Raw genomic sequence first — 19,988 nt, 5'->3', positions numbered from 1 at the left:
TCAGAAGGTTTGAGGGCGTAAGCCATGATGCAACCAAAGAAGACCAAGTTCCGGAAGGCGCATAAGGGCCGGATTCACGGCGTGGCGACCTCCGGCGCAACCTTGGCGTTCGGTCAGTTCGGCCTGAAGGCGATGGCGCCCGAGCGCCTCACCGCCCGTCAGATCGAAGCCGCGCGCCGCGCGCTGACCCGTCACATGAAGCGTGCCGGCCGCGTCTGGATCCGCATCTTCCCGGATCTGCCGGTCTCGAAGAAGCCTGCCGAAGTCCGCATGGGTTCCGGCAAGGGTACGCCGGAACTGTGGGTTGCGCGCGTCAAGCCGGGCCGGGTGCTGTTCGAGATCGACGGCGTCACCCAGCAGACCGCCAAGGAGGCGTTCACGCTGGCCGCCGCGAAGCTGCCGATCAAGACGCGCTTCGTCACGCGCATTGCCGAGTAAGGGTAAGATCATGGCCGAGATGAAAACCGCCGATATCCGAGCGATGAGCCAGGACCAGATGGACGACGCCGTCCTCGGTCTGAAAAAGGAACGCTTTAATCTGCGATTCCAGCGTGCTACTGGGCAGTTGGAGAATACGACTCGCCTGCGTGAAGCGCGTCGTGACATCGCACGAATCAAGACCATCGCCGCGCAAAAGCGCGACGTGAAGTCGAAGTAAGGGGCCGAACATGCCGAAACGTACACTTCAGGGCGTGGTCGTCAGCGACAAGCAAGCCAAGACGGTTGTCGTCCGCGTCGATCGTCGCTTTACGCACCCGATCTACAAGAAGACCATTCGGACCTCGAAAAACTATCACGCGCACGACGAGAACAACGAGTTCAAGCCGGGCGACATGGTGTGGATCGAGGAGAGCAAGCCGATCTCCAAACTGAAGCGCTGGACGGTTGTCCGGGGCGAACAGAAGAAGACCGCCTAAAGCGCGACTTGCGCATTTCATCTACGCGCGACTTTGCGCATAAATCAGAGGACGAGGTGCATCAATGATTCAGATGCAGACCAACCTCGACGTGGCCGATAATTCAGGCGCACGCCGTGTCATGTGCATTAAGGTGATTGGTGGATCCAAGCGCCGGTATGCTACTGTTGGCGACATTATTGTCGTATCGATCAAGGAAGCCATCCCACGCGGGAAGGTCAAGAAGGGCGACGTGATGAAGGCCGTCGTGGTTCGTGTCCGCAAGGACATTCGCCGCGCTGACGGTTCGGTCATCCGCTTCGACCGTAACGCTGCCGTGCTGATCAACAATCAGTCGGAGCCGATCGGTACCCGTATCTTTGGGCCCGTGCCGCGCGAGCTGCGCGCCAAGAACCACATGAAGATCATCTCGCTTGCGCCGGAGGTGCTGTAATGGCTGCCAAGATTCGCAAGGGTGACAAGGTCATCGTGTTGAACGGTCGCGACAAGGGGCGCACCGGCGAAGTGTTCGAGGTTCGTCCGACCGAAGGCAAGGCGCTGGTTCGCGGCGTCAACCTCGTCAAGAAGCATCAGAAGCAGACCCAGGCCCAGGAAGGCGGCATCATCTCGAAAGAGGCGCCGATCCAGCTGTCCAACATTGCCATCGTCGGCAAGGACGGCAAGCCGACCCGCGTCGGGTTCAAGATTCAGGCGGATGGCACCAAGGTTCGGATCGCCAAGCGCTCGGGAGATCAGATCGATGTCTGAAACCGCTTATATTCCGCGTCTTCGTGAACAGTTCGACCAGGAGATCCGTGGCAAGCTGACCGAGCAGTTCGGTTATCAGAATGTCATGCAGGTTCCGCGTCTTGACAAGGTCGTGCTCAACATGGGCATCGGCGAAGCCGTCAACGACCGCAAGAAGGCCGAGACGGCAGCTGCCGATCTCGCGCTGATCGCCGGCCAGAAGCCGGTGATCACGATCTCGCGCAACGCCATCGCGACCTTCAAGCTGCGTGAAAACCAGCCGATCGGCGCCAAGGTGACCCTGCGCAAGGTCAAGATGTACGAGTTCATCGACCGCCTGATCAACGTCGCGCTGCCGCGCGTCCGAGATTTCCGCGGCCTGAACCCGAAGAGCTTTGACGGCCGCGGCAACTACTCGCTCGGCATCAAGGAACACATCATTTTCCCCGAAATCGACTTCGACAAGATGGGGGAGACGTGGGGCATGGACATCACGGTCTGCACGACTGCAAAGACCGACGATGAGTGCCGCGCGCTGTTGACCGCCTTCAATTTCCCGTTCCGGCAGTGAGAAGCTGACAAGCTTTTCAAACGCGGTAACCCAGGAGCCAAGCATGGCAAAGAAGAGTTCGATCGAGAAGAATAACCGTCGGAAGCGGATGACCAAGAACGCTGCGCCCAAGCGCGCGAAGCTCAAGGCCATCATCGCCGACAAGACCCTGCCGATGGAAGAGCGGTTCGCCGCAACGATGAAGTTGTCCGAAATGCCGCGTAATTCGTCGGCGGTCCGGATCATGAATCGTTGCGAGATCACCGGCCGTCCGCATGCGGTCTATCGCATTAACAAGCTCAGCCGTATCGCGCTGCGTGACCTGGGCTCTCGCGGCCTGGTTCCCGGGCTCGTGAAGTCGAGCTGGTAAGGGGATCGCATCATGTCAACGCACGACCCGATCAGCGACCTCATCACCCGCATCCGCAACGCTCAGATGCGCGTCAAGCCGAAGGTTTCGACCCCCGGCTCCAAGATGCGCGCAAATGTGCTCGAAGTGCTGAAGAACGAGGGCTACATCCGTGGCTACGCCAGCGTCGAGCATTCGAGCGGCCGTAGCGAGCTCGAAGTCGAGCTCAAATATTTCGATGGCGAACCGGTCATCCGTGAAATTCAGCGCGTTTCGAAGCCAGGACGTCGTGTTTACGTCTCGGTGAAGAACCTGCCGCGCGTGAAGAACGGTCTTGGCATTTCGGTTTTGTCGACACCCAAGGGAATTATGGCTGACCACGAAGCGCGCGAAGCGAACGTGGGCGGCGAAGTTCTCTTCACGGTGTTCTGAGGAAGGATTAGCCATGTCACGAGTTGGCAAAAAGCCAGTCACGGTCACCGCGGGCGTCACCGCTACCGTCGATGGCCAGGTGGTCAAGATGAAGGGCCCGAAGGGCAACCTTCAGTTCATCGTCCACGACGACGTCGAGGTGAAGCTCGACAACGGCTCCATTACGGTGAAGCCGCGGATCGAGACCAATCGCGCCCGCGCACTCTACGGTACCGCCCGCGCGCAGATCGCAAATCTGCTCGAAGGCGTCACCAAGGGCTTCGAAAAGAAGCTGGACATCACCGGCGTCGGCTATCGTGCCGCTCTCCAGGGCAAGAAGCTGCAGCTCGCGCTCGGCTACAGCCACGATGTCGTCTATGATATCCCGGAGGGGATCTTGATCACGGTGCCGAAGCCGACCGAGATCTTCATCTCCGGAAACGATTCGCAACGCGTTGGTCAGGTGGCCGCGGAGATCCGCAGCTATCGTCCGCCGGAGCCCTACAAGGGCAAGGGCGTGAGATATTCCGACGAGTTTATCTTCCGCAAGGAAGGCAAGAAGAAGTAACGGAGCCGGACATGTCGAAACTCAAGATTACGAATGCCCGGCGCAAGCAACGCGTGCGGCTCTCGCTTCGCCGGACCGCCAATGGTCGTCCGCGCCTGTCGGTTTTCCGCTCGTCGAAGCATATCTACGCTCAGGTGATCGACGATTTGAAGGGCGAGACGCTTGCGTCGGCTTCCTCGCTGGAAAAGACGATGCGCGAATCCGGCAAGACCGGTGCGGACGTCGATGCCGCGAAGGCGGTCGGCAAGCTGCTCGCCGAGCGTGCGGTCAAGAATGGCGTCAAGGAAGTCGTGTTCGATCGTGGTGGCTATCTCTACCATGGTCGCGTCAAGGCGCTTGCGGATGCGGCTCGTGAAAGCGGCCTCAGCTTCTAAGCGACGACACTTTCATTGATTGAACGGACACAGGATTGGGGCGTGAGCCTCTCAGGGATTGGAAAACACCATGGCAGGTGAACGCGAGCGCGGTGGCGGCCACAGGGGCGGCCGGGAAGAGCGCGACAGTGAATTCGTCGACAAGCTGGTCCACATCAACCGTGTGGCCAAGGTCGTCAAGGGCGGCAAGCGCTTCGGTTTCGCAGCGCTGGTCGTGATTGGCGATCAGAAGGGCAGGGTCGGTTTCGGTCACGGCAAGGCACGTGAGGTTCCCGAAGCGATCCGCAAGGCCACCGAATCGGCCAAGCGCAACCTGCTGCGCGTCGCTCTGCGCGAGGGTCGCACGTTGCACCACGATATCGCCGGCCGCCACGGTGCGGGTCGCGTCTATCTGCGTGCAGCCCCGGCCGGTACCGGCATCATCGCCGGCGGCCCGATGCGCGCCGTGTTCGAAACGCTCGGCATCCAGGATGTGGTCGCCAAGTCGATCGGTTCGTCGAATCCCTACAACATGGTTCGCGCCACTTTCGATGCGCTGAAGCATCAGGATTCGCCGCGTTCGGTCGCCGCCCGTCGCAACATCAAGGTGTCCACCCTGCAGTCGCGCCGCGTTGGCGGTGACGCTGAAGTGGTCGCTGAGTAATCACGACTTTTGGAGTTACCACGATGGCAACCGCCGCAAAGATGATCAAGGTCGAGCAGATCGGCAGCGCAATCCGCCGCCATCACTCGCAGCGCGCGACCCTGATCGGGATGAAGCTCAATAAGATCGGTCGCGTCTCCGAGCTGGAGGATACTCCTTCGGTTCGCGGCATGATCGCCAAGGTTCAGCACCTCGTCCGCGTGGTCGAGGATAAGTAAGCTCACGTCGCCTCCAGGCAGCCGCAGATCGGCTGTGCCAGGTGACAACCGACGCTCCTTCGAGGCCCGGATATCGGGCTTCAGGGCGGCGGTCCGATAAAGGGAAGAGAACGATGAAGCTCAGCGATATCGCCGATAACGCCGGCTCCCGCAAAAAGCGTATGCGCGTCGGCCGCGGTATTGGTTCCGGCAAGGGCAAGACGTCCGGCCGTGGCGGCAAGGGCCAGACCGCGCGTTCGGGCGTGCGGATCAAGGGCTTCGAGGGCGGCCAGATGCCGTTGCATCGTCGTCTTCCGAAGCGCGGCTTCAACAACATCTTCCGCCTCGACTTCACCGAGATCAACCTGGACCGTCTCCAGGATGCGATCGACAATAAGGTGATCGACACCGCGGGCGTCATCAACGCCGAATCGCTGGTCAAGGCTCGCGTCATCCGTCGCGCCAAGGACGGCGTCCGTCTGCTCGGCCGTGGCGAGATCAACGTCAAGCTGACCGTGGAAGTGCATGGCGCTTCGAAGTCTGCCATCGAGGCGATCGAGAAGGCCGGCGGCACCGTCAAGATCCTCAACCCGAAGCCGAAGAAGGCCGAAGGCGAGGCCGCTTAATCATCTGCGTCACCGTCTGCGACCGCAGACGGTCTTGCGCGTTTCGGCGGTAGAATTTATCAATGCCGAGCACCAATTAATGTCCGGCGTCTGCCGAATGCCCCGCTGGTCGGGGCATTGTGGCGCGAGGGGCGCGGAAGAAGGTCACTATGGTCTCTGCAGCAGAACAATTAGCCGCAAACCTCAACTTTTCGGCGCTCGGCAAGGCCGATGAACTGAAGAAGCGCATCTGGTTCACCCTGGGTGCGCTGCTGGTTTATCGGTTCGGCACCTATATTCCGCTGCCGGGCATCGACCCCACCGCATGGGAAGCTGTGTTCAAGCAGCAGGCCGGCGGCATTCTCGGCATGTTCAACATGTTCGCCGGCGGCGGCATCAACCGCATGGCGATCTTTGCGCTGAACATCATGCCGTATATTTCGGCATCGATCATCATCCAGCTATTGACCACCGTGTCGCCGAAGCTCGAGGCCCTCAAGAAGGAGGGCGAGTCCGGCCGCAAGATGCTCAACCAGTACACCCGCTACCTGACAGTGATCCTGGCGCTCTTCCAGTCCTATGGTATCGCCGTCGGTCTGCAGGGCGCGGGCAATGTCGTCAGCGAACCCGGCATGTTCTTCCTGCTCTCGACCACGGTGACGCTGACCGGCGGCACCATGTTCCTGATGTGGCTGGGCGAGCAGATCACCTCGCGCGGCATCGGCAACGGCATTTCGCTTATCATCCTGGCCGGCATCGTCGCCGAGCTGCCCTCTGCGATCGCCAACATGCTCGAGCTGGGCCGCCAGGGCGCTCTGTCGACCGGCCTGATCCTGCTGGTCATCATCATGTCCGTCGTCGTGATCGCCTTCATCGTGTTCATGGAGCGCGCACAGCGCCGGCTGCTGATCCAGTATCCGAAGCGCCAGGTCGGCAACAAGATGTTCGAGGGTCAGTCCTCGCATCTGCCGCTCAAGCTCAACACGTCCGGCGTGATCCCGCCGATCTTCGCCTCCTCGCTGCTGCTGCTGCCGGCGACCATCGCCAGCTTCAATGCCGGCAAGGGGCCGGAGTGGTTCCAGTGGATCACTACGCAGCTTGGCCACGGCCGTCCGCTGTTCCTGATCACCTATATCGGGCTGATCGTTTTCTTCGCGTTCTTCTACACGGCCATCGTGTTCAACCCGACCGAGACCGCCGACAATCTCAAGAAGCATGGCGGCTTCATCCCGGGCATCCGTCCGGGCGAGCGCACGGCCGAATATATCGACTTCGTGCTGTCGCGCGTCACCGTGCTCGGCGCCGCTTATCTGGCTATCGTCTGCCTGATCCCGGAGATCCTGATCTCCTATGCGTCGGTGCCGTTCTACTTCGGCGGCACGTCGCTGCTGATCGTGGTTTCCGTCACGATGGATACGGTCGCGCAGGTGCAGGGCTATCTGCTGGCGCACCAGTATGAAGGCCTGATCCGCAAATCGAAGCTGAGGGGTCGGCGCAAATGAGGCTGATTCTTCTCGGGCCGCCGGGGGCGGGCAAGGGAACGCAGGCACAGCGTCTCGTCGAGCGTTACAACATCGTTCAGCTTTCCACCGGCGACATGCTTCGCGCCGCCGTCGCCGCCGAGACCGAGATCGGCCTCAAGGCGAAGGACATCATGGCCTCGGGCGGCCTGGTACCGGACGCGGTTGTTGTCGGTATCATTTCCGACCGGATCGAACTGCCGGATGCCGCCCATGGCTTCATCCTGGACGGCTTCCCGCGCACCGTGCCGCAGGCCGAAGCGCTCGATGCGCTGCTGAAGTCCAAGGGGCTGAAGCTCGACGCCGCGATCGAATTGCGCGTCAACGAGAGCGCACTGCTGCAGCGGGTTGAGGCGCGCATCGCGCAGATGACCGAGCGCGGCGAGACTGTGCGCAATGACGACACGCCGGAAGTGCTTTCCCAGCGGTTGTCGAACTACCGCGCGTCGACCGAGCCGTTGGTGCACTACTACTCGGACAAGCGGAAGCTGATCACCATCGACGGCATGATGTCGATCGAAGAAGTGACGCTCGAAATCAACCGCGTGCTCGATGCGATCGCCGATTCGGACAGCGCGGAGAAGACCGTGCGCAAGTCCGCGAAGAAGAAGGTCGCCGTAAAGCGCGAATCGGCCGCCAGGCCGGCGAAGAAAGCGGCGAAAAAGTCCGTAAAGGCGCCGGCAAAGAAGGCCAAGCCGGCCAAAGCAGCCAAGAAGGCGGTGAAGAAAGCCGTCAAGAAGGTCGCCAAGAAGGCTGCCAAGGCGCCGAAGAAGGCCGCGAAATCGGTCGCCAAAGGTAAAACCGTGAAAAAGTCCGCGAAAACCGCAAAAAAAGCGGTTTTCGGGGCGAAGAGGGCGGCCAATTCCGTCAAGAAGACCGCGAAAAAGCGAGCCAAACGCTAGTCGAGGTTGACGGAACGAAGTCGAATACTTTAATAAGGCCCGTAATCCAGTCGGATGTTTGTCAGACGATGCCGGGCCCCACCAAGTTCAGGGGGCGGGCGTCGTGTTCGCGTTTTGCGGAGACCCGCCCGACAACCCCGACAGAATGAATATAATGCCGCTCCGTGATGGACCGGTGACAGGAGAGAAGTCTTGGCCCGTATCGCCGGTGTAAATATCCCGACCAACAAGCGCGCCCTCATTGCGCTTCAGTATATTCATGGCATTGGCCAGAAGAACGCCGCTGACATTCTCGAGAAGGTCAAGATCCCGACCGATCGTCGCGTCAACCAGCTGTCGGACGCCGAAGTCTTGCAGATCCGCGAAGTCATCGACCGTGACTACATGGTCGAAGGCGATCTTCGTCGCGAGACCGGCATGAACATCAAGCGCCTGATGGATCTCGGCTGCTACCGCGGCCTGCGCCATCGTCGCGGCCTGCCGGTTCGCGGCCAGCGCACCCACACCAATGCGCGTACGCGCAAGGGTCCGGCCAAGTCGATCGCCGGCAAGAAGAAGTAATTTCGCAAGGATCATAGCGGAGGAGGGCGGACAGCATGCTGTTCGCCATTCCCCGTTGAGGTGTAGCCGCTGGCATTACGGCGGCGTTTGAGATCACATAGAAAGGTTACACATGGCCAAGGAAGCCACCCGCGTCCGTCGTCGTGAACGCAAGAACATTGCATCCGGCATCGCTCACGTGAACTCCTCGTTCAACAACACGACCATCACCATCACCGACGCACAGGGCAACACCATTGCCTGGTCGTCGGCCGGTACGATGGGCTTCAAGGGCTCTCGCAAGTCGACCCCTTATGCCGCGCAGGTCGCTGCGGAAGACGTGTCGAAGAAGGCGCAGGAACACGGCATGCGCACGCTGGAAGTCGAAGTTGCGGGCCCCGGTTCGGGCCGTGAATCGGCGCTCCGCGCGCTGCAGGCGTCGGGCTTCACCGTGACCTCGATCCGCGACGTCACCACGATCCCGCACAATGGCTGCCGCCCGCGCAAGCGTCGGCGCGTCTAAGGATTTGTTGCGAACGCGGGTGGCATCGGCCGCCCGCGATTGTTTTTGTTGATTTGATATCGCGCGGACGAACCGCGATCTCCAAAGCCTGAGGTTTACCGGCATGGGTGATACAGTAACGATCCAGAAGAATTGGCAGGAGCTGATCCGGCCGAACAAGCTGCAGGTGACCCCTGGCAGCGATCCAACCCGTTTTGCGACCCTCGTGGCCGAGCCGCTCGAGCGCGGCTTCGGCCAGACGCTCGGCAATGCGCTGCGCCGCATCCTGTTGTCGTCGCTGCAGGGCGCGGCCGTGCAGGCCGTGCAAATTGACGGCGTGCTGCACGAGTTCTCCTCGATCTCCGGCGTGCGTGAAGACGTCACGGACATCGTGCTGAACGTCAAGGACATCTCGATCAAGATGCTCGGCGAAGGCCCGAAGCGCATGGTCATCAAGAAGCAGGGCCCGGGCGCCGTGACCGCTGGTGACATCCAGACCGTCGGCGACGTCACCGTGCTTAACCCCGACCTGCAGCTCTGCACCCTCGACGAGGGCGCCGAGATCCGCATGGAATTTACCGTCGCCGCCGGCAAGGGCTACGTTGCCGCCGAGTTCAACCGTCCGGAAGACGCGCCGATCGGCCTGATCCCGGTCGACAGCCTGTACTCGCCGGTTCGAAAGGTTTCGTACAAGGTCGAGAACACCCGCGAGGGCCAGATCCTCGACTACGACAAGCTGACCATGACGATCGAGACCAACGGCGCGCTGACGCCGGATGACGCGGTGGCTTACGCCGCGCGCATCCTGCAGGACCAGCTCAACGTGTTCGTCAATTTCGAGGAGCCCCGCAAGGAAGTCGCGCAGGAGATCATTCCGGATCTCGCCTTCAACCCGGCGTTCCTCAAGAAGGTCGACGAGCTCGAATTGTCGGTGCGTTCGGCGAACTGCCTGAAGAACGACAACATCGTCTACATCGGCGATCTCGTTCAGAAGTCGGAAGCCGAAATGCTCCGCACCCCGAACTTCGGCCGCAAGTCGCTCAACGAAATCAAGGAAGTGCTCGCCCAGATGGGTCTGCACCTCGGCATGGAAGTGCCCGGCTGGCCGCCGGAAAACATCGACGAGTTGGCCAAGCGCTTCGAAGACCACTACTAGAAACGAATGGCGGATGGCCGGCTAACGCCGGCCGTACTGCCGCGGGCGAACACAGGCAGCCCACCTGAAACATGTCCGACGAACCGTCGTGGCAATTGAATAGGATTAGATATCATGCGTCACGGTAAGGTTCATCGTAAGCTCAACCGCACCGCCGAACACCGCAAGGCGATGTTCGCCAACATGTGCGCGTCGCTGATCAAGCACGAGCAGATCATCACCACGCTGCCGAAGGCCAAGGAACTCCGTCCGATCGTCGAGAAGCTCGTCACGCTTGGCAAGAAGGGTGGCCTGCACATGCGCCGCCAGGCGATCAGCGAAATGAAGGACCAGGATCAGGTTCGCAAGCTGTTCGACGTCATCGCCAAGCGCTATGCCGACCGTCAGGGCGGCTACACCCGCATCATCAAGGCCGGCTTCCGCTACGGCGACAACGCCCCGATGGCGCTGATCGAATTCGTCGACCGCGATCCCGATGCCAAGGGTCTCGATTCCGGCCCGACCCAGGAAAAGAAGTCGGAAGCCGCGTAAAGCAGCTTCTTCTTTCGTGTTTCGGAAAAGCGGCGCCCTCGGGTGCCGCTTTTTTGTTGCGTCCGCACACTCCCATATCGTCGACCGGCTTGACCGGGTACCCCAGTAAACATAGGCCCGAGTGTACTGGATCGCCCGGTCCCAGCGCGCAAGTGCGCGCCGGGACGGGCGATGACAGTTGTACTTGTTGCTGGATACGAGGCATCACCCGCGCGTGAGCGCGATTGCGCTCCGTCCCGCGCGTTCCGATATCAGCTCCATCATCACATGGAGCGACGCAATGAAGATCGATCTCACCGGCAAGACCGCCCTCGTGACCGGCTCGACCGCCGGCATCGGCCACGCCATTGCCAGAGGGCTTGCTGCCACCGGCGCGGAGGTCGTCGTCAATGGCCGCACGAAGCCCAAGGTCGATGCCGCCGTCGCGGCGATCGCCAAGGCGTTGCCGGGCGCCAAGGTGAAGGGCGTGGCCGCCGACGTCTCGACCGCGGCAGGCTGCCAGGCGCTGGTCGAAGCGCTGCCGGACGTCGATATCCTGATCAACAATGCCGGCATCTTCGAGCCGAAGGGCTTCTTCGATATTCCCGACGAGGACTGGACGCGGTTCTTCGAGGTCAACGTGATGTCCGGCGTGCGGCTGTCGCGCGCCTACATGCAGGGCATGCTGAAGCGCAACTGGGGCCGCATCGTTTTCATCTCGTCGGAATCGGGTCTCAATATTCCGCGCGAGATGATCCACTACGGCATGACCAAAACGGCGCAACTGTCGGTGTCGCGCGGCCTTGCCGAACTCACCAGGGGCACGGCGGTGACGGTCAACTCCGTGTTGCCGGGTCCGACATTGTCGGAGGGCGTCGAGACCTTCATCAAGGATCTGGCGCGGCAGCAGGGCCAGTCCGAGGACGAGGCCGGCGTCAACTTCGTCAAGCAGAACCGCCCGACCTCGCTGATCCAGCGCCTCGCCAGCGTCGACGAAATTGCCAATATGGTGGTCTATGTTAGTTCCAAGGAAGCCTCGGCGACCAACGGCGCCTCGCTGCGCGTCGAAGGCGGCATCGTGCAGACGATTGCGTAGGATGCCGGACAGGCTTGCCAGTCCGCCAAACGCCGACCTCATGCCATGGAGACCCCCGCAGGGGCGCTGCTCGGCAGGAGGACGAAATAGGGGCGCTGCTTGCTGTGGCGTTCCCCGGCACGGGTGATAGCGCGCGTCAGCCGTCGCAAGTTGCCGGCGGCATGAAAAAGAGAGGCGCGCCGGGCAGGCCGCCTCTCTTTGTAACACAGCTTTGATAACTAGCTAAAAACCGCGTCGATGGCTGGATCTACCAGCCTTCGAGCACGATCTTGCCGACCGACTTGCCGGACTCGATCTGCGCATGCGCGCGCTTCAGATTTGCGGCGTTGATGGTGCCGTAGGTCTGGTCGAGCGTGGTGCGCAATACGCCCTTGTCGATCATGTCGGCGACGTCGTTCAGCAGATGGTGTTGGCCGATCATGTCTGCGGTCTGGAACGAGCTGCGCGTGAACATCGATTCCCAGTGCAGCGATCCCGCCTTGCCCTTGAGCAGCGAGAAGTTGACGCTCGCGGGATCGTCGATCAGACCGATCCTGCCCTGCGGCGAGAGGATGTCGGCCAGCGCCGGAAAGTGATCGTCGGTGTTCGTCAGGCTGGCGATCAGTGCGACATCAGGCAGCTTCAGCGCCTTGATCTGATCCTTCATCGGCCTGGAGTGATCGATCACCGCGTGGGCGCCGAGGTCCTCGCACCACTTCACGGTCTGCGGCCGCGACGCCGTGGCGATCACGGTGAGGCCGGTGAGGCGTCGCGCGAGCTGGATCAGGATCGAGCCGACGCCGCCGGCGCCGCCGGTAATCAGCAAAGAGCGCGGATCGACACTGCGGCCGGGCAGGGCGCCGAGCCGGTCGAACAGCAATTCCCACGCGGTGATGGAGGTCAGCGGCAAGGCTGCGGCCTGCGCGAAGGACAGCGTCTTCGGCTTGGTGCCGACGATGCGCTCGTCGACCAGATGGAATTCCGCATTGGTGCCCTGGCGCAGGATGGAGCCGGCGTAGAACACCTCGTCGCCCACTTTGAACAGCTTGACGTCCGGCCCGACCGCATCGACGATGCCAGCGGCGTCATAGCCGAGGATCTTGTGCTCGCCTGCGGACGGGGCGGCACGCTTGCGCACCTTGGTGTCGACGGGATTGACCGACACCGCCTTCACCGCGACGCGGATGTCGCGCCCGACAGGCTTCGGCGTGGCGGTCTCGAAATCGACCAGCGACTGGGCTTCTTCGATCGGTAGTGATGCGGTGTATCCAACGGCCTTCATGGCAAGCTCCCTGATTGTTGATCTCTAGGTGCCGCGTCGGCGGGTGGTTTGCAAGCGCATCCGCTCAATAAGTGCAGGAGCGACCTTGCGGCCGCTCCTGCACTTGTCGTTGGCCGGAATAAGTCCGTTAGAAAGCCACCTGCGTACGCATCGTGTACACGTCGTATTTGGCGCCGATGTCGAGGCTGGCGGCGGTGGCCTTGTCGACCTGGCCGTGGATCCAGTTGAACATGAAGCGGACGTTCGTGTTGACGTACCAGTTGACGCCGACCGTGGTGTTCTTCAATTCGCCGCCGCGGATGTTCTGGTCGTTCAGGCTCATCTGGCTGTAGCGCGCCGCCACTTCCCAGGCGCCGTAATCGCCGGACTGCAAGTGCGCCGGCTTCGCCGGATTGATGCCGCCATAGGAGCCGGTCACCGGATTGTACTTCCGCCGTTCGCCGGTGAGCACATAGCTCGCCTGCGCATAGCCGCCGTTGAAGTGCGCGTCGGCGAAGCCTGCCTGCCGCTCGACATTATAGTCGAAATATTCGCCCTGGGCGTAGAAGCTGCCGATCTGGCCCGCGGCCTCGCCGGAGAACACCTGCACGCCCTTGACGTTGGTCAGGAAGCTGTTGGCGTTGAGCAGCGCATTGGTCGCCGGATCAATCCGGCTTTCGATGCGTTCGCTGAACGATGACAGATTGTTGACGCCGGGCGCGCCGCCGGTGTCGAACAGGAACTGCGCATCGGCGCCGATGATGAACGAGCCGACCGCATTGTTGACCGGCACGAAGACGCCGCGCGCGGTGGCGCCGGTCTGCGCCCGCAGCGTATGCGACACGGTCGATGACGGGCCGGTGAAGTACGAGCCGACCCACCAATTGTCGCCATTGGCGTGGAAGCCGACGGCGGAGCGGAAGTCGCCGGCGGCGACGTTGGTGGCGATCACCTGCGACGAGGCGCGTTCGATGAAGGTGATGTTGTTGGAGCTGGTGGCTTCGTCGAGCGTATACGGCACATCCATATAGCCGGCGTCGATATAGAGGTTCTTGATGCCCTTATAGGTAACATACGCATTCTCGAGCGCCGACGGGCTGTCCGGCGTGCCGCCGAAATCATAGACCAGCGCATAGTCCCAATCGCCGGCGAAGGTGCCGAGCACGCCGATGCGGGCGCGGCGGGCATTGACGCCGTTCTGGGCGTTCTGCGGCGCGGTAAGGCCGCTGTTCGGCCGGTAGTCATAGCCGCCGACATCGAGATGCAGCCGGCTGGTGATGGCAACGCAGTTGCGGTTGTCGTCGGTGCAGATCGTCGGGCGGTTGCCCGGCATCTTTACATAGGCGCCGCTGACCGGCAGAACTGGCCCCTTGGTGGGGTAGGCGGCTTGGGCGTTGGTCACGTTCACCCGGGCATCGACCTTGGCGCTGGCGGTCGTCGCCTTGGCACTGGCGGAGGCAGCAGCCGTGGTGTTGGCCTGGGTCTGCTTCTGCAGCCGGTCGAGCTTTTGCTCCATCAGCTTGAGCTGCGCCTTCAGCAGCGCGATCTCGCTGTCGCCGGCCGATTGCGCCTGCGCCGGCAGCGCTGCCATGACTCCGAAAAGTCCGGCCGCCGTAGCGGCCCCGAGTCTTGTGATCGACATCGAAATCATCCCTCGTTAACGATGGGACGATTGGTCGCGCCGATCGGACGGCAAGGGAAGCGACTTGCCGGGTTCCGGGCGGTTCTGGGTCCGTTTTGCGACGTAGTGTGGCTTTCGTGAGCGATACCGGACATTATCGATGCGCCTGGCATGGCGATCCTCCTGTGATCGTTACGTGGCTTCGGCCAGGCGTTGGTACGAGGGGGTCCGAACTGCCGCCGAGCCTGCGAATCCGCAGCGCTCTGGCAGCCTGATTCGCAGCAAACCCACCCTTTGATTGCCAGGCCGGGCGGCCTATATTCCCTGCGATTTCCTTAACGAGGCCTGCATCTTGACCCATCTCCGTTTCGCGACCGCGTTCGCCCTTTGCGCCGCCCTGCTGTCCGCGGGCGGCGGTCAGGCGCAGGAACGCCGGGTGCCGGCCTCGCCGACCGAATTGCGGATGTCATATGCGCCGATCGTGCAGCGGGTGCAGCCGGCCGTGGTCAACGTCTACGCCGCCAAGACGGTGCAGGTTCGCAATCCGCTGATGGAGGATCCCTTGTTCCGCCGTTTCTTCGGCGGCCAGGGCATCCAGCCCGAGCAGATGCAGCGCTCGCTCGGCTCCGGCGTGATGGTCGATGCTTCCGGCCTCGTCGTCACCAATAACCATGTCATCGAGGGCGCCGATCAGGTCAAGATCTCGCTGTCCGACAAGCGCGAGTTCGAGGCCGAGATCGTGCTGAAGGACAGCCGCACCGATCTGGCGGTGCTGCGCATCAAGGACGGCAAGGAGAAATTCCCGACGCTGGACTTTGCCAATTCCGACGACCTCCTGGTCGGCGATGTCGTGCTGGCGATGGGCAACCCGTTCGGCGTCGGCCAGACCGTGACCCACGGCATCATCTCGGCGCTGGCGCGTACCCAGGTGGGGATCACCGACTATCAGTTCTTCATCCAGACCGATGCCGCGATCAATCCCGGCAATTCCGGCGGCGCGCTGGTCGACATGGCGGGCAAGCTCGTCGGCGTGAATACCGCCATCTTTTCGCGCTCCGGCGGCTCGCAGGGCATCGGCTTTGCGATCCCCGCAAATATGGTGCGCGTGGTCGTCGCTTCCGCCAAATCGGGCGGCAAGGCGGTGAAGCGGCCGTGGCTCGGCGCCCGCCTGCAGGCGGTGACGCCGGAGATCGCCGAAACCATTGGCCTCAAGACGCCGTCCGGTGCCTTGGTCGCCAACATCACGCCGAACAGCCCCTCGGCCAAGGCCGGGTTGAAATTGTCCGACCTGATCGTGGCGATCGACGGGCAGGTTGTCGATGATCCCAACGCCTTCGACTATCGCTTCGCCACCCGCCCGCTCGGCGGCACCGCGCAGATCGACGTGCAGCGCGGCGGCAAGCCGTTGAAGCTGACCATCGCGCTGGAAACCGCGCCCGATACCAATCGCGAGGAGATCGTTATCACCACGCGCTCGCCGTTCCAGGGGGCGCGGGTCGCCAACATCTCGCCGGCGCTGGCCGACGAGTTGCGTCTGGATTCCTCGATCGAAGGCGTCGTCGTCACCGAACTCGCTGACAATGCCGCCGCAGCCTCCGTCGGCTTCCAGAAGGGCGACGTCATTCTCGCGGTGAACGATCAGAAGATCACCCGCACCGGCGATCTGGAAAAAGCCACCCGCGACCGCTCCCGCATCTGGCGCATCATCCTGGTCCGCGCCGGCCAGCAGATCAACGTCACGCTCGGCGGATGACGATCATCACGCAAGCCGCGCCGCGACTTCTTTCCCTCCCCCCCGGCGAAGCGAAGCTTCGCGGGGTGGGGAGGGTGGCCCGGCGAAGCGTAGCGAAGCCGGGTCGGGTGGGGGGGCTGCCACAAGCGCCGTCGCCTGTGGCACCCCCACCCGACTCGCCTTCGGCGAGCCACCCTCCCCGCAAGGGGGAGGGAAAGGACTCGCGGCGATCGCCGGGGGCGAAGCAGGCATACACATGAGCCCGAAGCGCCCAGCCACGTCACCCAATCTGTTCGCCGCCGCAGGCCTGGAACATGACGCGCCGCGTCCGCTGCCGGAGCGGTTGCGGCCGCGCGTGTTGTCCGACGTCGTCGGCCAGGATCACATCCTTGGCCCCGATGGCGCGCTGACGCGGATGCTGGAAACCCGCACGCTGGGGTCATTGGTGTTCTGGGGCCCGCCCGGCACCGGCAAGACCACCGTCGCGCGGCTTCTGGCCGACGCCACCGAACTGCACTTCGAGCAGATCTCGGCGGTGTTTTCCGGCGTGGCCGACCTCAAGAAAGTCTTCGAGGCCGCGCGAGCGCGCCGCGAGATGGGCCGCGGCACGCTGCTGTTCGTCGACGAGGTGCATCGCTTCAACAAGGCGCAGCAGGACTCGTTTCTGCCTGTCATGGAAGACGGCACCGTGGTGCTGGTCGGCGCCACCACCGAGAACCCCTCGTTCGAGCTCAACGCCGCGTTGTTGTCGCGCGCGCGCGTGCTGGTGTTCCAGTCGCTCGACAGCGCGGCGATCGAACGGCTCTATGCCCACGCCGAGAACGTCGAGGGCAAGAAGCTGCCGCTCGACGAGGAGGCCCGCGCCGTGCTGGTGCGGATGGCCGATGGCGACGGCCGCGCCGCGCTGACATTGGCCGAGGAAGTCTGGCGCGCCGCGCGCGCCAATGAGATGTTCGACGCCGTGCAACTGCAGGAGATTCTGCAGCGCCGCGCGCCGATCTACGACAAGTCGGCCGACGGCCATTACAATCTGATCTCGGCGCTGCATAAATCGGTGCGCGGAAGCGATCCTGACGCAGCGCTGTACTATCTCTGCCGCATGCTCGACGCCGGCGAGGACCCGCTGTTCCTGGCGCGCCGTGTGGTGCGCATGGCGGTGGAGGACATCGGCCTTGCCGATCCGCAGGCGCTGGTGATCTGCAACGCCGCCAAGGACGCGTTCGATTTCCTCGGCCATCCCGAGGGCGAGCTGGCGATCGCGCAGGCCGTCGTCTACATCGCCACCGCACCTAAATCCAACGCGGTCTACATGGCCTACAAGGCCGCGATGCGTGCGGCAAAAGAGGGCGGCTCGCTGCTGCCGCCGAAACACATTCTGAATTCGCCGACCGCGCTGATGAAGTCCGAAGGCTATGGCGGCGGCTATCAATACGACCACGACACGCCCGACGCGTTTTCCGGCCAGGACTACTTCCCGGAAGCGATGGGCCGGCAGAAATTCTACGATCCGCCGGAGCGCGGTTTCGAACGCGAGATTCGCAAGCGGCTGGACTACTGGGACAAGCTGCGCCGCGAAAAGAACGAGTAGGGTGGGCAACCGTAGGGTGGGTTAGCGCAAAGCGCGTAACCCGCCGCCTATCGAGGATTACCATGACCGCGGCGGGTTACGGCGCTGAAGCGCCTAACCCGCCCTACAAAGAAGCTGCGCCACGCGCGCACGGGAGCCGCAACGAATGATCCATCTTCGCATCTATGCCGCTGTTCTTGCGGCTCTGTTGCTGGCCATGCCTGCCCGCGCCGAAATGGTCGACGTCGCACCCGGCGTGCAGGTCACCAAGCGCAGCTACAAGGCGCCGCTCAATGAGCAGCCGTTCTATGGCTTCGTTCCCAAGGACGCCACGCAGCGCGCGGCCGACGAGCAATTCGTGTCAACGCTGGTCGCCGCCACCGGCAGCCGCGACAAGGCCTTCGAGGAAGCCAGCACGCGCGCCTGGCGCGCGGTGCTGGCGGGCCGGGCCGGGGATGCGTTGATGCGGTTCAACCAGGCCTGGCTGATCCAGCCGGAGCCGAGTGCGGTGTATCACGGCATGGCGGTGGCCTTGTTGATGCGGCACGCCGATCCGGTCGCCGCCGAAGAGCTGTTCGACATCGCGCGCCGCCAGCCGAAGCCGCTGAAAATGCTGAACGCCGATTACGGCCGCTTCCTGCTGGTCGCCAAGCGTCCGGTCGAGGCGCAGAAGGCGCTGGAGCAGGCGGTGATCGACACGCCGGATGTCGGCGACGCCTGGTCGAACCTGGCGCAGGCCCGTCTGCAGAACGGCAACCGCGACGCCGCCTGCACGGCGGCCGACGAGGCCACGCGACGGCGCCCGTCGGCTACCGCGTTGAAGGAACTCAAAGTGCTGCGCGTGGGCGCGAAATGCTAGCGGGCCGCCGGTTGGCCATCGGCTCGCCGACGCGTATAATGCGGGTGCACGTTTCACATCGGATCGGATCGATGCTGACAGTCAACTTCATGCGGGCCGTCCTCGTCGCAATGCTCGGCATGGCCGGTCAGGCGGCGCAGGCGCAGGTCGCCCCGGTGCCCTATGGCATGCCCGGCGGGCTGATCGGCTTCGGCGGTCACTGGGCCGGCAGCGCTGCGACATTCGATAGTTCAGTGCCGGGCATCGACTCCCGTTATGTCGATCCGTCGTCCGACTGGCGCGCGAATTTTCGCACCGGCATGTTTTCCGGCGCCGAGGCCGGCCACTTCGGTCTGAACGGTTCCGGCGTAGGCGCGGCCCCGTCGGATTTCGGCGCGCTGTCCTATCAAAGCGCGGTGAGCGGCTACAATTTCAAGGGCGCGGGCGATTTGCCGGTGACGGTCTATGCCGGCTTCGACGCGCTGACCTACCGGCCCGGCATCGGCAGCCCGCTGGCGCCGTTCTCCAGCGACGCCAGCATCAACGCCGGCTACCGCGCCCGCGCCGGCATCGCGTTCCAGCCCGCGGCCAATGTCACGCTGTCATTCGAGGCCAGCGTCACCCAGCAGGGCTCCGGCGAAACCAACATCAACTCGCCGCTGCTGCCGGCGCTGTCGCCGTTCTCGGGCGTCCGCCGCTGATCCGGGCGGCGGGAGGCGTGAACCGCATCCTCCCACAGTTTTCGGATTGCAGCGCCAGTATGAGTATCAGTGCTTGTCGGAGCCATGTTTGGGCTGCACCGACCACGCCGGCGGCTCATCCTTTTTGTCGGCCTTGGCCACCTCAGCCGTCGCCTGGACCTTGCCGGGGGCATGGTGGGTAGGCGCGTAGATCGCATAGACCTGCATCGGCTCTTTTCCGGTGTTGGTGATGTTGTGCCAGGTCCCCGCTGGCACGAGTACGCACCAGCCGTCGGATACGTCTTTTTCAAACGTCAGCTGGTCCTTTGTGGCGCCCATCCGCGCGCGGCCGTTGCCCGAGTCGAGGCGCAGGAATTGATCGGTCTCCGGATGCGCCTCAAGGCCGATGTCGCCGCCGGGCGGGATCGACATCAGCGTCACCTGTAGATAGCGCCCGCTCCAGGCGACGGAACGATAGTCCGTATTGTCCTTGGTTGCTTGTTCGATATTAAACGCTTGCGGCTGGGGTCCAATATCCTGGATCCTGTCAACGCTGTTGCTCATGACTTGCATCCTCAAGATTGCTGCGACTTAACCGTCTCGCGTCCGGTTGTACGGGACTAATTGATGGTGTTGGCAACGGTTCCGATTTGCGGGGGCGTGATCGACGATCAGGACGGTGGATGCGGGTATGGGCTTGACAATATACCTATAAGATTATAATCTTTACACCATCCCGTCCGC

At 62.9% G+C, this 19,988-nt stretch carries 27 protein-coding genes; 24 read left to right on the top strand and 3 right to left on the bottom strand.

The window, feature by feature from the left end:
* Positions 1-24: 24 nt before the first annotated feature.
* The 20 genes from rplP (at position 25) to FIU28_RS16265 (ending at position 11,566) form a co-directional block, all read left to right on the top strand.
* The gene (gene rplP, locus FIU28_RS16360) at positions 25-438 is read left to right on the top strand and encodes a 50S ribosomal protein L16 (protein WP_143574279.1); all 414 of its coding nucleotides are present in this window, start codon (positions 25-27) and stop codon (positions 436-438) included.
* Between the two features lie 10 nt (positions 439-448).
* The gene (gene rpmC / locus FIU28_RS16355; protein WP_143574278.1) at positions 449-658 is read left to right on the top strand and encodes a 50S ribosomal protein L29; all 210 of its coding nucleotides are present in this window, start codon (positions 449-451) and stop codon (positions 656-658) included.
* A 10-nt stretch (positions 659-668) separates the two neighbouring features.
* Positions 669-917, top strand: coding sequence for a 30S ribosomal protein S17 (rpsQ, locus tag FIU28_RS16350; protein ID WP_143574277.1), 249 nt, complete (start codon positions 669-671; stop codon positions 915-917).
* A gap of 64 nt (positions 918-981) precedes the next feature.
* A complete protein-coding gene (gene rplN / locus FIU28_RS16345) occupies positions 982-1,350 on the top strand; it encodes a 50S ribosomal protein L14 (RefSeq protein ID WP_143574276.1) in 369 nt (122 codons plus the stop codon).
* Positions 1,350-1,664: a 50S ribosomal protein L24 gene (gene rplX, locus FIU28_RS16340; RefSeq protein ID WP_143574275.1), complete on the top strand. Its 315-nt coding sequence runs from the start codon at positions 1,350-1,352 to the stop codon at positions 1,662-1,664. Before rplN ends, rplX begins: the two co-directional genes overlap by 1 nt.
* Positions 1,657-2,214 carry a 50S ribosomal protein L5 gene (gene rplE / locus FIU28_RS16335; protein WP_143574274.1) on the top strand — a complete coding sequence of 186 codons (558 nt, stop codon included), beginning with the start codon at positions 1,657-1,659 and terminating at the stop codon, positions 2,212-2,214. The genes rplX and rplE overlap by 8 nt, the downstream gene beginning before the upstream one ends.
* A gap of 43 nt (positions 2,215-2,257) precedes the next feature.
* Complete coding sequence (gene rpsN / locus FIU28_RS16330) at positions 2,258-2,563, top strand: 30S ribosomal protein S14 (protein ID WP_143574273.1); 306 nt, start codon at positions 2,258-2,260, stop codon at positions 2,561-2,563.
* Between the two features lie 12 nt (positions 2,564-2,575).
* Positions 2,576-2,974, top strand: a complete 399-nt coding sequence (gene rpsH / locus FIU28_RS16325; RefSeq protein WP_143574272.1) for a 30S ribosomal protein S8 — start codon at positions 2,576-2,578, stop codon at positions 2,972-2,974.
* 13 nt (positions 2,975-2,987) lie between these two features.
* Entirely contained in the window at positions 2,988-3,521 is a 534-nt protein-coding gene (gene rplF, locus FIU28_RS16320; RefSeq protein WP_143574271.1) for a 50S ribosomal protein L6, read from the top strand.
* An 11-nt stretch (positions 3,522-3,532) separates the two neighbouring features.
* Positions 3,533-3,895: a 50S ribosomal protein L18 gene (rplR, locus tag FIU28_RS16315; protein ID WP_143574270.1), complete on the top strand. Its 363-nt coding sequence runs from the start codon at positions 3,533-3,535 to the stop codon at positions 3,893-3,895.
* A 70-nt stretch (positions 3,896-3,965) separates the two neighbouring features.
* Entirely contained in the window at positions 3,966-4,538 is a 573-nt protein-coding gene (gene rpsE / locus FIU28_RS16310) for a 30S ribosomal protein S5 (RefSeq protein ID WP_143574269.1), read from the top strand.
* Positions 4,539-4,561: 23 nt separating this feature from the next.
* Entirely contained in the window at positions 4,562-4,756 is a 195-nt protein-coding gene (rpmD, locus tag FIU28_RS16305) for a 50S ribosomal protein L30 (RefSeq protein WP_143574268.1), read from the top strand.
* A gap of 113 nt (positions 4,757-4,869) precedes the next feature.
* Entirely contained in the window at positions 4,870-5,361 is a 492-nt protein-coding gene (gene rplO / locus FIU28_RS16300; protein ID WP_143574267.1) for a 50S ribosomal protein L15, read from the top strand.
* 149 nt (positions 5,362-5,510) lie between these two features.
* Entirely contained in the window at positions 5,511-6,842 is a 1,332-nt protein-coding gene (gene secY, locus FIU28_RS16295; protein WP_143574266.1) for a preprotein translocase subunit SecY, read from the top strand.
* Positions 6,839-7,762 carry an adenylate kinase gene (locus FIU28_RS16290; RefSeq protein WP_143574265.1) on the top strand — a complete coding sequence of 308 codons (924 nt, stop codon included), beginning with the start codon at positions 6,839-6,841 and terminating at the stop codon, positions 7,760-7,762. Before secY ends, FIU28_RS16290 begins: the two co-directional genes overlap by 4 nt.
* Positions 7,763-7,954: 192 nt before the next feature.
* A complete protein-coding gene (gene rpsM / locus FIU28_RS16285; RefSeq protein ID WP_143574264.1) occupies positions 7,955-8,323 on the top strand; it encodes a 30S ribosomal protein S13 in 369 nt (122 codons plus the stop codon).
* Between the two features lie 112 nt (positions 8,324-8,435).
* A complete protein-coding gene (gene rpsK, locus FIU28_RS16280) occupies positions 8,436-8,825 on the top strand; it encodes a 30S ribosomal protein S11 (RefSeq protein ID WP_143574263.1) in 390 nt (129 codons plus the stop codon).
* A gap of 103 nt (positions 8,826-8,928) precedes the next feature.
* The gene (locus FIU28_RS16275; protein WP_143574262.1) at positions 8,929-9,960 is read left to right on the top strand and encodes a DNA-directed RNA polymerase subunit alpha; all 1,032 of its coding nucleotides are present in this window, start codon (positions 8,929-8,931) and stop codon (positions 9,958-9,960) included.
* 114 nt (positions 9,961-10,074) lie between these two features.
* Complete coding sequence (gene rplQ / locus FIU28_RS16270) at positions 10,075-10,491, top strand: 50S ribosomal protein L17 (protein WP_143574261.1); 417 nt, start codon at positions 10,075-10,077, stop codon at positions 10,489-10,491.
* 280 nt (positions 10,492-10,771) lie between these two features.
* A complete protein-coding gene (locus tag FIU28_RS16265) occupies positions 10,772-11,566 on the top strand; it encodes an SDR family NAD(P)-dependent oxidoreductase (RefSeq protein ID WP_143574260.1) in 795 nt (264 codons plus the stop codon).
* Positions 11,567-11,813: 247 nt separating this feature from the next.
* Here the strand turns inward: FIU28_RS16265 and FIU28_RS16260 are convergent, their stop codons facing one another.
* Entirely contained in the window at positions 11,814-12,827 is a 1,014-nt protein-coding gene (locus tag FIU28_RS16260) for a zinc-binding alcohol dehydrogenase family protein (protein WP_143574259.1), read from the bottom strand.
* Between the two features lie 127 nt (positions 12,828-12,954).
* Positions 12,955-14,397 (bottom strand): OprO/OprP family phosphate-selective porin, encoded by a 1,443-nt coding sequence (locus FIU28_RS16255; RefSeq protein ID WP_368039313.1) that lies wholly within the window; start codon positions 14,395-14,397, stop codon positions 12,955-12,957.
* A 427-nt stretch (positions 14,398-14,824) separates the two neighbouring features.
* On the opposite strand from FIU28_RS16255, the gene FIU28_RS16250 reads away from it, so the two are divergent.
* The 4 genes from FIU28_RS16250 (at position 14,825) to FIU28_RS16235 (ending at position 19,265) form a co-directional block, all read left to right on the top strand.
* The gene (locus FIU28_RS16250; RefSeq protein WP_246661010.1) at positions 14,825-16,180 is read left to right on the top strand and encodes a DegQ family serine endoprotease; all 1,356 of its coding nucleotides are present in this window, start codon (positions 14,825-14,827) and stop codon (positions 16,178-16,180) included.
* A gap of 235 nt (positions 16,181-16,415) precedes the next feature.
* Positions 16,416-17,747 (top strand): replication-associated recombination protein A, encoded by a 1,332-nt coding sequence (locus FIU28_RS16245; RefSeq protein ID WP_143574257.1) that lies wholly within the window; start codon positions 16,416-16,418, stop codon positions 17,745-17,747.
* A gap of 145 nt (positions 17,748-17,892) precedes the next feature.
* Positions 17,893-18,585: a tetratricopeptide repeat protein gene (locus tag FIU28_RS16240; RefSeq protein ID WP_143574256.1), complete on the top strand. Its 693-nt coding sequence runs from the start codon at positions 17,893-17,895 to the stop codon at positions 18,583-18,585.
* Between the two features lie 71 nt (positions 18,586-18,656).
* On the top strand, positions 18,657-19,265 hold the full coding sequence (locus FIU28_RS16235; RefSeq protein WP_246660702.1) for a hypothetical protein: 609 nt from the start codon (positions 18,657-18,659) through the stop codon (positions 19,263-19,265).
* Between the two features lie 66 nt (positions 19,266-19,331).
* On the opposite strand, the gene FIU28_RS16230 is transcribed toward FIU28_RS16235, so the two are convergent.
* Entirely contained in the window at positions 19,332-19,808 is a 477-nt protein-coding gene (locus tag FIU28_RS16230) for a cupin domain-containing protein (RefSeq protein WP_143574255.1), read from the bottom strand.
* Between the last annotated feature and the right edge of the window lie 180 nt (positions 19,809-19,988).

The organism is Tardiphaga sp. vice154 (assembly GCF_007018645.1).
Classification (GTDB): Bacteria; Pseudomonadota; Alphaproteobacteria; order Rhizobiales; family Xanthobacteraceae; genus Tardiphaga.
This window is presented reverse-complemented; position numbering and strand designations above follow the sequence as displayed.